Origin of the sequence: Fodinibius sediminis, assembly GCF_900182555.1 — a bacterium.
In the GTDB taxonomy this organism is placed as follows: Bacteria; Bacteroidota; Rhodothermia; order Balneolales; family Balneolaceae; genus Fodinibius; species Fodinibius sediminis.
The window spans coordinates 109,076-123,186 of record NZ_FXTH01000005.1 but is presented as its reverse complement, the minus strand read 5'-3'; the positions used below and the strand labels follow the sequence as shown (position 1 = coordinate 123,186).

The window sequence follows — 14,111 nt, the reverse complement described above, 5'->3', positions numbered from 1 at the left end:
TTTTCCAAAATAAGATTATTCTGTTTGGTAATCGGGTTGAATATTCTTTTTACTCAGGCGCCGTGAGTTGGCAATCACGTTTACAGAACTGAAGGCCATGGCAGCCTCGGCCAGCAAGGGGTGCAGCATACCCAATACGGCCAGTGGAACCATCACTATGTTGTAGAAAAAGGCCCAAAACAAGTTCTGCTTGATTTTTGTAAATGTGGCGCGGCTTAATTTTACCGATTTTACGACGGCACTCAGATCGCCCCTGACCAGTACAATATCCCCCGATTCTATGGCAACATCGGTTCCCGTGCCTATGGCAATGCCCACGTCCGCCTGGGTCAGTGCAGGGGCATCATTAATCCCGTCGCCGACCATGGCAATAATCTTTCCCTGCTGCTGCAGCTGTTTCACCTCGGCCGATTTCTGGTCGGGCAATACGCCGGCAATCACTTCCTCAATGCCGACTTCGGAGGCCACCGCCCGGGCCGTTCGCTCGTTATCTCCCGTAATCATAACCGGTGTCAGGCCAAACTGCCTGAACTTTGCGATTGCTTGCTTGCTGTCTTCTTTAATGGGATCGGCCACAGCAATGATACCGGCTACCTGCCCATCAACGGTTACCAACATGGCTGTTTTTGCCTGTTTTTCCAGCTCCTCAACCTGTTTTTCTATTTCTGCGCCAAGTTCAACTCCCGATTCACGGAGTAATGTTCTCGTTCCAACCAGTACCTCTGTTTCATCCACCGTAGCCTGAATCCCTTTGCCCGTTATGGCCTGAAACCGGTTAACCGGCTTCAGCTCAATGCCTTTTCCTTCGACATACTCCACGATGGCACGTCCCAGCGGGTGTTCGGATCCTTTCTCGGCGGAAGCCGAAAGGCAGAGCATCTTTTCCTCGGGCACGGATCCCAGGGTGAGGACATCCGTCACCCCCGGCTGTCCTTCCGTGATAGTACCGGTTTTATCCAAAATGATGGTATCCACATCTTTCATTACCTGTATTGCCTCTCCCCTTCGGATGAGTACCCCATTTTCAGCGCCCATGCCGGAACCCACCATGAGTGCCGTAGGCGTGGCCAATCCCAATGCGCAGGGACAGGCAATAACCAGTACCGCAATAGCCGCATAAAATGCAAGGGCCACCTCTCCCATACCGGGGTTAATCCAGGGTATAAAACCGGATGCCCAGCTCGCAATATCGCCAAAGAACCCCGGAAACAGCAGCCACAGGGCCAGCGTCGCAACCGATATACCCAGCACAACCGGGACAAAAATGCCGGTAATGCGATCGGCAAACTCCTGGATGGGCACCTTGGACCCCTGAGCCTCTTCCACCATCCTGATCACCTGGCTCAGGAAGGTATCCTTTCCTACTTTAGTGGCTTCGACCTTCAAGAGGCCATGCTTGTTCAGGGTGGCACCTATGACCTCGTCGCCCTTTTCCTTGGCCACCGGCATGGATTCACCTGTGGCAATAGACTCGTCCACACTACTGCTCCCGTCGATAACTTGTCCATCAGTTGGAATCTTTTCCCCTGGTCGTACCACCATAATGTCACCGGGCTGAAAATCCTGAACGGGAATTTTCAATTCTTCTCCATCGCGTTCCACGGTCGCCTCTCTTGCCTCGAGTGTCATCAGTTTCTGAATAGCATCCGATGCCCGGCCCTTCGCCTTGGTTTCGATATATCGACCGGTGAGATGGAAAGCCATAATCATACCTGCAATACCGGCAAAACTGTGGAAAGCCGGTGCCAGCCCGAATTGATGGAGCAGGGCTACCACCCCCGTGGATAAAGCAGCAAGGGCCCCCATGGCTATAAGCACATCCATATTGGGCATCATATTGATCGCTGATTTCCACGCACTTTTGATGGTCTCCCAGCCGGGGACAAAAATAACGACAGCCGAAAGGCCAATCATGCCCAGCTCGAAGCCGATCTCGCCAAGCAAGGGATACCCCCATATCATTTCAGGAATCATCCACAGCATAATAGGGATGGTCAAAGCCCATGCCCACCACATTTTAGACCAGGCCTTATCCAGCTTTTCCTGCTCGCGCTGCTGTTTTGCTTCTGCTTTTGACGTGCCGGACTCCGATTCCTCCCGCACCAGGTTATATCCGGCCGCCTCCACGGCTTTTTCAAAATCCTCCAGCGTCAGTTTTCCCCGGTAGGTCACCCTTGCCGTCTCGGTTGCCAGGTTCACCCGGACTTCCCGCACACCGTCCATCTTCCCGAGCATCTGCTGTACCGAATTTACGCAACTGGCACAGTGCATCCCTTCTATCTTAAGGGTGCGAGATAGCTGCTGTTCATCGCTCACGGAATAGCCGGCAGCTTCTATCCTTTCCCTGAGTTCCTCTTCGGATACCTTCCGGGCGTCATAGGATATGGACGCCGATTCCGTTGCCAGGTTGACCGAAGCCTCCTCCACGCCCTCCTGTCGCTGTAGTGATTTCTCAACCGCAGATACGCAGCTGGCACAGTGCATGCCCTCAACCCTCAGCGTTAATTTCCTTAATTCGGCTGTTGTCATATCATCAGTTCTGTCGTTTTGTTATGGGACATTTATGGAGATCAAACCCCTTCCATCGAATCGATGCTCCGCTATGGTGCTAAACGAAATCCCCGGAATTCATAGCCGGCCTCGCTGATGACTCTTTCGAAATCATTCTTCGAAACGGTACCAGCATTAAAAGAAATCGCAGCCGACTCTTTTTCAAGATCGACGGTTGCCTTTTCCACCCCATTCAGGCTATTCAGGGCATCCTGAATGGTATTGGCGCAGCCACTGCACCCCATTTCACCTATTTGTATATATGCTGTATCCAAAGACGTTTTACCTGTGTTCATATTGGTCATACTCTCAATTCCTGGGTTAACTGATTTTCGAATAGAAACTTACGTGATGACCATGGGTCCTGCGTTATAGAATTATATCTCTTTGTTGTAGAATTTTTACGAGGGAGGTAATTCGATGCCCCTATTCGGTTTCATCGACATCATCCAGCGATTTACGGAAGGAGTCACTGGCTTTTTTATAGTCCGTAACCGACATGCCGGTCGTCTGCTTAAACTGATTGGAGAGATAGGCTACACTGCTGTAATTGAGCTGATAGGCTATTTCGCTCAGCGTCATTTCACCGTAGGAGAGCAGCTCTTTGACCCGCTCTATTTTTAGGAAGATGAGGTACTTTTCAATAGTGGTTTCCTCCCTTTCGGAAAAGGCGGAACTCAGTGACGAATAGTTCTGATGCAGGTTGGCTGACAGGTAGTCGGAAAGTTTCGGTGTTTCCTCCGAATGCTCCAAATCCTTAACGTAGCGTATCAACAGCGTTTTAATCTGTTCCACCAGCTGCTGGTGCCTGCCCCGGATCAGCTCGAAGCCGTATTCCTTAAGTTTTTCATCCACTTGTTCCATGGATACGGAATCGTCTGCTCTTACAACCGCTTTACCCAGGCTGATCTCTTCAATCATGAATCCCATTTCACTCAGCGTATCACGCACTACCATGATGCAGCGCGGACATACCATATTCTTAATATTCAGGATTACTTTTTCGGAACGGGACATCTCACGGTAATTCTGATTGAGTATAATAATACAAGCCCTGGATAAAATATCATTCTGCCGTAACTTGCCAAAGAATTTAATCCAGAGCCTCCGGGATAGTTCCCCTCCGCCATCCATGATGACCGGTTTTTAGAAGGAACGCAAAAAGGGAAACATCTAATTGCTATGATTGATAAATTGTTATTTATTGTATCCGAAATCGAGCACAAAACCTAATTTGCTGAAAACAGAAATGCATCACTCTAACCTGTTCCAACGACTGCTCTCCCGAATTAACACCGGCCTTTTGCCGGCCCTGTTTCTGCTTATCCTGGCAGGCTGCAGCGGCAAAGAGCCACCAAAAAAAGAAATCAACACCCTTAAGCCTCAGAAAGCTGCAGAAATAGCAGCGAATATTGAAAAAGAAGTGCCTGTTGAGCTGGCCGAGGGTGTGGAGCTTAATCTCTGGGCCTCCGAGGAACTGATTATTGATCCCGTGGGCTTGGACATTGACAACAAGGGGCGGCTGTTTGTAACCAATACCACCCGAAGCTGGAGCTCCGAATTTGATATCCGTGATCACCGAAACTGGATGGATGAGGCCATGACCTGGAGCACGGTAGAGGACCGCAGGGACTTTTTGCATCGTGAGCTGTCGCCGGAACGGAGTGAAAACAACAAGGACTGGCTCCCGGACCGTAATGAAGACGGCTCCCACGACTGGAAGGACCTGACCGTACAAAAAGAAAAGGTATACCGGGTTGAAGACCTGAATGACGATGGCGTCGCTGATCAGTCCCAATTGTTCATTGAGGATTTTCATTCCGAGGTTACCGATGTCGCCGGCGCTATCCTCTCGTTTCAGGATAATGTCTATGTTGGGGTAGCTCCAGACATGTGGCGCCTCAGGGATACCAATGATGACGGGATGGCCGATGAGAAGGAAACCATCAGTCATGGTTACGGCGTACATATCGGTTTCAGTGGCCACGGCATGTCGGGAGCCACCTATGGTCCCGATGGACGTATTTACTGGGGCATTGGCGATATCGGGTTCAATGGCAAGGGACCAAACGGCAAACACTGGAAATACCCTAACCGGGGAATCATCGCCCGCAGCGATCCGGATGGAAGCAACTTTGAAATTTTTGCCATGGGCGTGCGCAACACCTTTGAATTTTCGTTTGACAAGTATGGCAACCTGGTGAGTGTTGACAATGACGGTGATCATCCCGGCGAATCAGAGCGGCTCGTCTATCTCGTGAAAGGATCGGACACGGGCTGGCGGCACAACTGGCAGTTTGGCAAATATGATGACCCGAACAACAACGATTACAAGGTGTGGATGGACGAAAAGATGTACAAACCACGCCATGAAGGACAGGCTGCCTATTTCATCCCTCCCATTGCAAACTACCACAACGGACCGGCCGGCATGGCCTACAATCCCGGCACAGCTCTGAGTGAACAATGGAAGGACCATTTCTTTGTAGCCGAGTATACAGGCTCCACCGCCAGCTCCCGCATTCATGCCTTTACTCTTGAACAAAATGGAGCGGGCTTTGACCTTAAGACGGACGAGGTGGTTGAACAGGGCATCCTGGCTACCGGCCTCGATTTCGGGCCGGATGGCGCTCTGTATTTTGCCGACTGGATTGAGGGCTGGAAAACAAAAAACAAGGGCCGAATCTGGAAACTGGACACCCCGGAGACAGCCGATGCCCAGATTCGACAAGAAACCAAGCAGATTTTAGCAGAGGATTTTTCTTCCCATTCCGGGAAGGAACTTGCCGGGCTGCTGGGACACCAGGACATGCGTGTCCGCATGAAAGCCCAGTTTGAACTGGCAGAACGGGGCAACGCGGGTGCGTCTGTTCTGAAAGAAGCTATTGAGACCGGTGAACAGCTGGCGCGTCTGCACGGCATCTGGGGCATTGGCCAGCTGGCGCGAACAAATGCCGATCATGCCGAAGCACTAATCGGACTGCTCGGGGATGATGATCCCGAAGTCCGGGCACAAGCGGCCAAAGTACTGGGGGATGTCCAGTACGCACCGGCAGCCCGGCAGCTGGTAACACTGCTGGAGGATGAAGAAGCCCGTCCCCGTTTTTTTGCTGCCCAGGCACTTGGAGAAATAGGATATCAGCAGGCTACAGAACCGATTATTGCCATGCTGGAAGCCAACAACGACGAGGATGTATACCTCCGCCATGCCGGTACGCTTGCTCTGGCCCAGATAGGCAATGCGGATGCCATTACGGCCCTTGAAAACAGCCCTTCCCGGGCGCTGCGCATTGCAGCGGTCGTAGCCCTTCGAAGAATGGAACACCCCGGCGTTGCCCGCTTCCTGGATGATGAGGATGAATATATAGTTACTGAAGCAGCCCGGGCCATCAATGATGACTGGTCTATTAATGAAGCTCTGCCGGATCTGGCACTGCTGCTGGACGAAACCTCCTTTTCCAACGATGCGCTGATCCGGCGGGCCATCAATGCCAATCTTCGAACGGGTGGAGCAGAAGCAACCGAACGACTGGCCAATTATGCGGTTCGGCAGGAAGCTCCCGACTCCATGAGAATAGAAGCGGTGGCTACCCTCGGCGTCTGGTCAAACCCGCCACAGCTCGATCGCGTGACCGGACGTTATCGCGGTAAACCCGAATTGAACCCGGAACATGCGCGAGATGCCCTTGCGATGATTGTGGACCCATTGCTGAATGCGCAGAGCGCCCCGATCAGGGTTGCTGCTATCCAGGCAATCAGTAATTTGAACTACCGCGACGCTATTGACCGCCTTTTTGCCCACCTTCAGGATGATACTTCACCCCGGGTGCGCGTTGCCGCCCTCAAAGGATTGGAAACGATGGACTTCAGTCAAATTGAGGAAGCCATTCAGACGGCCTTGAGCGACCAGGATGAACAAGTACGCATGACCGCACTGGCCATGGCGCCGACGCTGGATCTGACTGACCAGCAGATCACAGACCTTCTTTCCTCTGTGCTGGGCGAGGGAGCACCCAGTGAACAGCAGGTAGTGCTGGAAACCCTGGGGGAGATGCACTCTGCCCCGGCCAACGACCTCATTGCACAGGAACTCACCAAACTCAGCGAAGGGAATTATCCACCGGAACTGCAGCTTGATCTCATTATGGCAGCAAAAAGCAATAATTCAGAAGAACTCGCCCGTCAGCTCAAAAAATACGAGGCATCAACGTCATCGGACGACGTGGTTGCATCCAACCGGGAACTGCTGTACGGCGGTAATGCCGAAAACGGACGTCAGCTGCTCTTCCGGCATGAGGCTGCCCAGTGTATGCGCTGCCATGCGGTTGGCGGAAACGGTGGAACAGTTGGCCCTGACTTGGCCGACATAGGCTCAACCCTGAATCGTGAACAGATGTTGGAGGCACTGCTGGATCCCGGGGCCCGCATCGCGCCGGGTTTCGGAACCGTAACCGTCACACTGAAAGACGGAGAACAATTAAGCGGTATTGTTCAGGAAGAGACCGAAGATATGCTGACCCTGCAATCGGCGGACGGCACCACCCGTAAAATTGAAAAAAACACTATCAAAGAACAGAGGACGGCCCCATCCAGTATGCCCCCCATGGGAACCATCCTGGAAAAAGATCAAATTCGCGACATGATCGAATTCCTCTCCACATTAAAAAAGAGGAATGAATAAATACCATTGATCCTGCATGTTTTATGCCTGCCCGGGCCTCCGGGCAGGTTTATTTATGCGTGCTCGTCATGAAGATTGTGCGGAGTTGCCCTCGGCAGTATGTGACATGCCTCGTCCTGCTCGTTGCCTGATCATCATGTTCATTCTCCTGATGTGTCCTAGTTCCCGGCTGGTAGAAGCAGGCGGACTTGACTAAAAGAGGGGATGACTGCGTATAATTTTTAATATCAGGTGGTACAGTTCATTCTTGGGATTATTATAGCGAAACTCCGATTCCTTCATGTGCAAATAACAGGTATGGGAATGAATTCCTTTAAACTTCTCAAGCCTTGATTTCAGAAATCCGCGAAAGCCGTCAATACAGTTGACTTTTAAACTATCCTCTTCCTGAATAGTGGCTCGATCCGTCATCCAATACTGCTGACCGTTATCCAAATATACTATCATATCCAGGCAGTCCCGTACTTCGGCTTTTTGCAATTGCTTCTCATCGCTGTAAAAGGAAGTATAAACCACCCCTTCCTTTTCGCAGATGCCCAGAATAGTAATTTCTTTGCACTCCTGAATATCCGGCATGACCTCCGATGAAAACGACACCGGCGCCACCACCCTGCAATACTCTGCGATACGTCTTCGGATGGCTTTTATATAGCGGTTTACCGTATTACGGTTTAAGCCTGAAAGCCCGGCTATCTGTGTAGCTGTCAAATCGAGGGCAAAAAGCCTGACCAATTCCCGAAATTTTGCCTCTGATATTTTTGAACGATTAACGTATTTATTATTCATTGCATACCATGATGTCACTAAAAAATAAAATAACTGTTCCAGTCAAGACCCCATCCCTTTCGGTACGGGGAACCACGACCTTCATGAATATTTGAGTCAAAACTTGCCATTTAGACTCAATATAAATTATATTTACAGCCCTTTATTTAAAAACAGTCTAAATAAAAGTCAAATAAACCGTTTGCCTTACCCAGCATACATCCCAACAGTGCCAACTTCATAATACCAGTGAACAGCAGTCAGCAAACAGTCACCCAATCGCTATCTACGCTCACTTTTGTACTTCTGTTGGGAGGAGAGGACCTGGCACAGACGGGTACCATACAGGGCCGGGTGATAAAGACCGACTGGAAACCGATACCGGATATCAACCTCCACTCCGAAGACACCCGGTGCGGAAGCCTCAGCGATGCCCTGGGCTACTATACCCTGAAAAACATACCAGCCGGTGTTTACTCCGGGTGGTCTCCGGCATCGACTGCCCCAACCAGCGAACATCCATGCCCGTGGAGACGGCTGCTGTTCCATTCGGGAATTCCCTGTACAGCAGACATGTTCAACGACCCGTCATCCTTGACCAGTGGTACTCATGGTCCCGCCAGCCTAACAGATGTCGAACTGTTCAAAAGCCCGTAATATCACCGCTGTTTTACTTATAAATTCAAATTACCCATGACTTCATTCAAAGACGTTGTTTTATTGCTGCATCGCTGGGTCGGTCTCATCACCGGCCTGGTAGTACTTACACTGAGTATCACGGGCTGCCTGTTTGTTTTCCAGGAGGAAATTTCGACCTGGCTTCATGAAGACATCTATTTCGCGGATGAGATTCCCGCAGGCCGGCAAACACTGCCAATCGACCAGCTCCAGGAAAACGCAGCGGATGCGTTAAATGTCGATCATCTGCCCTTCGGCATAACCACCCACAAGGATCCGGGGCGTAACTGGTCGGCCATGCTCTACAAGGGCGGCCTGGATTCCTGGACTTACTTCGGGTCGATGGAAGTGTACAAGACTGCCTATATCAATCCTTATAATGGCGAAGTTGAAGGCATCATCAATGAGAAAAATGATTTCTTCCAGGTTGTCAAAGGCATCCACTGGAGCTTGCTGCTGGCCACCCCGGTCGGTCAACCCATCATCGTCTGGAGTACGGTGCTATTTATCATACTGCTCATCAGCGGTATAATACTGTGGTGGCCCAAGAGGTGGAACAGGATCGGTAAGAAGAAGAGCTTTAAAATAAAATGGGGGTCAACCTGGCGGCGCATCAACTATGACCTGCACAATGTACTGGGGTTCTATTTCCTGGCAATCAGCCTCATCATCGCCTTCACCGGACTTTACTGGTATTTCCCTTTTGTTCAAAAGAGTCTCCATTTCCTTGGCAGTGGAACATATAACCTCCCCCCTGTCTCCTCCCAAAAAGTTGTTTCATCCGTTCCTGAAGACGGAAAAGCTTTATCCGCCTTGAATAAGGCCTATTCCAGAACATGGCGTGAATATCCCGAAGCCTATTCTATTACTTTTACAGCACCGACTGATTCGCAGGGAACTATTCAGGCCACCGTACGTCCCGACGGTCAGACCTATTACAACCGGAGCACTCTTCAGTTTGACCAATATTCCGGCAGCCTGCTGGCTGCCAACAGCTATCAAGAAAAAGACAGCGGCGAAAAACTTGTGGCCATGAATTATGATATCCATGTAGGTGCCATAGGCGGACTCCCGGGAAAGATCATCGCTTTTTTTGCCAGCCTTGTATGCGGCAGTTTGCCTGTTACCGGATTCATTATCTGGTGGGATCGCCGGAAACGGTCCAGGAGCCGTGAAAGACGGGTTGGAGAACGAAGAAAACAGCCCGCCACACCAGAAGAAGGGGTACCGGCATAATTATAAACAGACTGTCGACAGCCTCATCAATGCAGCCGCTGCTCATCCTCCCTGAATGAGGCGGCCTTTTGCCCGTTCATGCCCTGTCCCGGGCCTTAGTATCTATTTTAGCCTTGACTAAATAATAAAGTAGCCATACCTTTATATTTAGATTAAGCTAAATATATAATTAGTCTTATGGCAATTTTACCTGTTATTCTCTTCATCTCCCTGACATTCTTCCCCCAGTCCTTATCAGCCCAGGAGCAAAACGGTGAGATCCGGGGAGTTGTAATCGACGATGGAACTCCCATAAACGGGGTGAATGTAGCACTGCAAAATATCCAGCGAGGAACTACCACTGACAGCAGCGGCATCTTCCTCATCGATAATATTAAACCGGGCTCCTATACCCTGGTCGTTTCGACTGTAGGGTATCACACACATCGTCAGCTGGTGACCATCCGGGCCGGCGAAGAACGGAGGTTACAGATCCCTCTTAAGCCCAAAATAGAAAAGCTTGGTGAGGTTGTTGTCACCGGTACCATGAGAGAAACCTTTGTCAAGGATTCCCCGGTCAAAGTATCGGTCATATCTCCTCGTCGGCTGGAACAGGGTCGTATGAGTTCAAACATCATGGATCTTATTGATCAGGTCAATGGTCTTTCCACCCAGCTGAATTGTGGTGTCTGCGGCACCAATGCCATACGGATCAATGGCGTTGAAGGTCCCAATACAGCGGTACTGATCGACGGCATGCCCGTCATGGGAGCACTGGCCTCCGTCTATGGGCTGAATGGAATAAGTCCATCCATCATCGACCAGGTGGAGGTTATCAAGGGACCGCAGTCCACTCTCTATGGTACGCAGGCCCTCGGAGGCGTGGTGAATATCATTACAAAAGATCCTGCAAACACTCCCTCACTGGTTTCCGACGTATATGCCAAAAGTACCTCCGAAACCAATATAAATCTTGCCGCTTCGCCCAAGACTGATCGATTTAAAAGTTTTATCAGCGGCAATATACTGCGAATGGAGCGCTTCAGGGATAAAAATGCTGATCTCTTCAATGATACCGCCAAACGATCACGGTTCTCTTTTTTTGGAAAGGGGACCCTGCTGGGATCCAATGGCAGCGAGCGGATGAATGTGGCGGCAAAAATTTACGATGAAAATCGAACAGGGGGTGTTCGGGCCTATTCCGACGATCTCCGCGGTTCAAATGAGATCTACGGCGAATCCATCGATACGCGTCGTTTTGAACTGCTGGGGAATTATTTCCCGGCTGGCCTGGACCAGAATCTTCGTATCAGCAGTGCAATAACCCATCACCACCAGGACAGCTATTACGGGCCCACCCCGTATGTTGCAACCCAGCGTATTGCCTTTGGCCAGGCAACCTGGACCCAGCCGCTTTCTGAACTTATGGTGCTTCTGGCCGGCGCTACCGCCCGCTACGAGTATTATAATGACAACACCCCGGCTACGGCGCGAGGCCCGGACCGCCGTCTCATTCCGGGTATATTCAGCCAGGCCGAAGTCACATTGAAGACTCTCACACTGCTGGGCGGGATTCGGCTGGATCATCACAGCGAACATGGATTCGTCACCGCCCCGCGACTGTCACTAAAATATCGTCCCGGTGCCTACACTACGCTCCGGATGGCCACAGGCACCGGTTTCAGGGTGGTAAATGTTTTTACGGAAGACCACGCGGCCCTCACCGGCTCGCGAGAAGTAGTCTTTTCTGAGAACTTGGAACCTGAACGTTCCCATAGTATTACGGTGAGCCTGGAACATATTTTTAGGCTGGACTCCAATCCACTGACACTAACGCTAGACGGTTTCTATACCCGCTTTTCAAACAAAATTATCCCGGATTATGATCAGGATCCCAACCTCATTGTGTACGAAAACCTGGATGGCTTTTCCGTCAGTCGTGGTTTCTCAGTTGACCTGGATCAAAATTTTACCCTTTTCCCACTGAGTTATAACGCCAGCTTTACGCTCATGAATGTTTTTACCAAGGAAGACAGCCGGCGGCAGGCCCTGGCCTATGCGCCCAAATATATCGGAGCCTTTGGGGCATCGTACAATATCAAGGCTGTTAAGCTGTCTATAGGATATAGCGGCAGCCTGGTCGGATCGAAACGCATGCCTGACAGCTATGTTAAAGGTTTCGGCCGTGATCGCTGGTCGCCAGCATATACCACCCACGATATCAAGCTTACCAGAGAGTTCGCGAACGTTAACAATGCCCGGGGCCTTGGGTTTGAAGCATACCTTTCGGTCGAGAACCTATTCAATTATACCCAGGGCAGTCCGTTGGTTGGTGCCGATGCTCCATTCGGTCCACAATTTGACACCATCTACAGCTGGGGTCCAATGGTGGGCCGCACATTTGCCGCTGGTATGCGCCTGAATCTGCGATAACGTCCGGGTCACCAAATTATGCTTCCCTTCATGAACAATGCTAAAACAATGCTCCCCGGCAGCCTGGTTGTACTGCTCCTGCTTTCGATACAGCCATCCGCCGGTCATGCTCAATCACTGACATGGCTCCCTTTTGAGGAAGCGCTTGCCAGAGCCGACAGCAGCAACCGCCCCGTACTTGTGGATGTCTGGGCTCCCTGGTGCGGCTGGTGCCATAAATTGAAAAATGAAGTATATCCGGCGCTGACTGTTGAATTGTCTGGTCAGTTCGTTCTAACACGCATCAATCGTGACAACCGGGAAGCCGAACACCACTACCGGGGACAAAAGATCACCTCTCTTAGGCTGGCTCAAAAATTCGGAGCACAACAAGTGCCCACCCTGGTGTTTCTTAACGCTCGAGGGGATTATCTGCTCCATATAACAGGATTCGTGGATAAAAAAACACTCAAGCCCCTGTTAACGTATATCGCAACCGAGGCTTATCACCACCAGTCGTTTGAAGCCTTTCAAAAAAAGAACGGCTTTTAGCTCCCCTTCCTACAGCTCTGCAACAAATATACTGCAGGCTACCTCGTTTCCGACGACCTGCTGATCACTTTCGACCAACAGCGTTATCGGTCCCTTGAAAGGCCCCTTCTCCTTGATTGTTATCTTAACCCCCGGCAGCAGCCCGATCTCCTCGAGATACCGCAGTACTTCCGGATCCTGATCTTTTACGCGGCTGACAATGTATTGCTGATTGACCTCGGCATTAATAAGGGGCTGCGAATCCATCTCAGGCATCAGTCCCTCTTTGGTCGGAATCGGATCGCCGTGTGGATCGTGGGTCGGGTCATCCAGGAGCTTTGCAATCTTATCTTCAAAACGCTCTGAAATATGATGCTCCAGCTTTTCGGCCTCATCATGCACTTCATCCCACGAATAGCCCATGACTTCCAGCAGGTACAGCTCCAACAGGCGATGATGGCGTATAATCTCAAGGGCAATCTTGCGACCCGATGTGGTGAGGCGGGATCCTTTGTACGACTTATAATCGACCAGCCCCATTTTGGCCAGACGCTTGATCATATTGGTCGCCGAGGCAGAGGAAACCTCCAGAGATTTGGCAATTTGGGTCGTAGAAGCTCGGTCTCCCTCAGACTGAAGAGTATAAATCGTTTTCAGGTAATCTTCTATTGCTTGGCTTAGTACCATAACTGGGGTTAATAATCGCTAATTCAATATCTCTGCCAATATATTAATATCAAAAGCCGATTACAGTAAAAATATCTTAATCAATTGTAATGCCCTGGTTACCCAGATATTCCTCAAAGCTGAGCCGCCGGTGGTAATCACGACCTACATATGCCAGTAGTTTATCAAATATTTCAGCGGGCAGGAAACCGGGCTGAGTTCCTATGAGCGAACCATCCGAATTAATGAATATTGTAGTAGGCGTCCGTATCGCCCGAAAAGCCCGGGCAAGTGACTGTTCAGTGAAGCGCTCATCATTAAACAGTACTGCATCCTTTGATTCAATATCGATGCGCACCGGGTAGAAGTATTTATGGAGGCTGTCCACTACCGATTGCTCTGGAAAAACCTCCTTGTTCATCTTTTTGCAATACCCGCACCACTGTGCTTCGGAATACAGCAGTACTTTTTTGCCGGATTCAGCAGCCAATGACTGTGCCTTTTCGAGGCTCATCCAGTCGATCGTCTGAGCCGTCGCCAACTGACTGTGGAACAAAAAAACAACAAGGAACAGATAAACGCTGCGGACCGTCATTGGAATTATATTAGTTCG

Annotated in this window: 10 protein-coding genes and 1 pseudogene; 5 read left to right on the top strand and 6 right to left on the bottom strand. The window is 50.5% G+C overall.

Annotated elements, in window-relative coordinates:
• Positions 1–15: 15 nt before the first annotated feature.
• From FN808_RS07030 to FN808_RS07020, 3 genes are all read right to left on the bottom strand, one after another.
• A complete protein-coding gene (locus FN808_RS07030) occupies positions 16–2,529 on the bottom strand; it encodes a heavy metal translocating P-type ATPase (protein ID WP_142713855.1) in 2,514 nt (837 codons plus the stop codon).
• A gap of 71 nt (positions 2,530–2,600) precedes the next feature.
• Positions 2,601–2,825, bottom strand: a complete 225-nt coding sequence (locus FN808_RS07025; RefSeq protein WP_185958289.1) for a heavy-metal-associated domain-containing protein — start codon at positions 2,823–2,825, stop codon at positions 2,601–2,603.
• 151 nt (positions 2,826–2,976) lie between these two features.
• Positions 2,977–3,567, bottom strand: coding sequence for a helix-turn-helix domain-containing protein (locus FN808_RS07020; RefSeq protein WP_142713853.1), 591 nt, complete (start codon positions 3,565–3,567; stop codon positions 2,977–2,979).
• A gap of 232 nt (positions 3,568–3,799) precedes the next feature.
• Between FN808_RS07020 and FN808_RS07015 the strand changes: the two genes are divergently transcribed.
• Positions 3,800–7,231 (top strand): PVC-type heme-binding CxxCH protein, encoded by a 3,432-nt coding sequence (locus FN808_RS07015; protein WP_142713852.1) that lies wholly within the window; start codon positions 3,800–3,802, stop codon positions 7,229–7,231.
• Between the two features lie 611 nt (positions 7,232–7,842).
• On the opposite strand, the pseudogene FN808_RS19510 reads toward FN808_RS07015, so the two are convergent.
• Positions 7,843–8,017 (bottom strand): annotated as a pseudogene (locus FN808_RS19510) (IS1595 family transposase); the annotation flags it as partial.
• Between the two features lie 228 nt (positions 8,018–8,245).
• Here FN808_RS19510 and FN808_RS07005 point away from each other — a divergent pair.
• The 4 genes from FN808_RS07005 (at position 8,246) to FN808_RS06990 (ending at position 12,853) form a co-directional block, all read left to right on the top strand.
• Positions 8,246–8,653, top strand: coding sequence for a carboxypeptidase-like regulatory domain-containing protein (locus FN808_RS07005; RefSeq protein ID WP_142713850.1), 408 nt, complete (start codon positions 8,246–8,248; stop codon positions 8,651–8,653).
• 36 nt (positions 8,654–8,689) lie between these two features.
• A complete protein-coding gene (locus FN808_RS07000; RefSeq protein WP_142713849.1) occupies positions 8,690–9,910 on the top strand; it encodes a PepSY-associated TM helix domain-containing protein in 1,221 nt (406 codons plus the stop codon).
• A gap of 177 nt (positions 9,911–10,087) precedes the next feature.
• Complete coding sequence (locus FN808_RS06995; RefSeq protein WP_142713848.1) at positions 10,088–12,322, top strand: TonB-dependent receptor; 2,235 nt, start codon at positions 10,088–10,090, stop codon at positions 12,320–12,322.
• Positions 12,323–12,352: 30 nt separating this feature from the next.
• Positions 12,353–12,853, top strand: coding sequence for a thioredoxin family protein (locus FN808_RS06990; protein ID WP_185958288.1), 501 nt, complete (start codon positions 12,353–12,355; stop codon positions 12,851–12,853).
• A gap of 9 nt (positions 12,854–12,862) precedes the next feature.
• Here the strand turns inward: FN808_RS06990 and FN808_RS06985 are convergent, their stop codons facing one another.
• Positions 12,863–13,519 (bottom strand): metal-dependent transcriptional regulator, encoded by a 657-nt coding sequence (locus FN808_RS06985; protein ID WP_142713846.1) that lies wholly within the window; start codon positions 13,517–13,519, stop codon positions 12,863–12,865.
• Between the two features lie 76 nt (positions 13,520–13,595).
• The gene (locus FN808_RS06980; RefSeq protein WP_142713845.1) at positions 13,596–14,093 is read right to left on the bottom strand and encodes a thioredoxin family protein; all 498 of its coding nucleotides are present in this window, start codon (positions 14,091–14,093) and stop codon (positions 13,596–13,598) included.
• Positions 14,094–14,111 lie beyond the last annotated feature (18 nt).

What these genes read in the sequence shown, in the direction of transcription:
- FN808_RS07030 (WP_142713855.1), bottom strand. Translation starts at nt 2,529, where the DNA reads ATGACAACAGCCGAATTAAGGAAATTAACGCTGAGGGTTGAGGGCATG.
- FN808_RS07020 (WP_142713853.1), bottom strand. Translation starts at nt 3,567, where the DNA reads ATGTCCCGTTCCGAAAAAGTAATCCTGAATATTAAGAATATGGTATGT.
- FN808_RS07015 (WP_142713852.1), top strand. Translation starts at nt 3,800, where the DNA reads ATGCATCACTCTAACCTGTTCCAACGACTGCTCTCCCGAATTAACACC.
- FN808_RS07000 (WP_142713849.1), top strand. Translation starts at nt 8,690, where the DNA reads ATGACTTCATTCAAAGACGTTGTTTTATTGCTGCATCGCTGGGTCGGT.
- FN808_RS06995 (WP_142713848.1), top strand. Translation starts at nt 10,088, where the DNA reads ATGGCAATTTTACCTGTTATTCTCTTCATCTCCCTGACATTCTTCCCC.
- FN808_RS06990 (WP_185958288.1), top strand. Translation starts at nt 12,353, where the DNA reads ATGAACAATGCTAAAACAATGCTCCCCGGCAGCCTGGTTGTACTGCTC.
- FN808_RS06985 (WP_142713846.1), bottom strand. Translation starts at nt 13,519, where the DNA reads ATGGTACTAAGCCAAGCAATAGAAGATTACCTGAAAACGATTTATACT.
- FN808_RS06980 (WP_142713845.1), bottom strand. Translation starts at nt 14,093, where the DNA reads ATGACGGTCCGCAGCGTTTATCTGTTCCTTGTTGTTTTTTTGTTCCAC.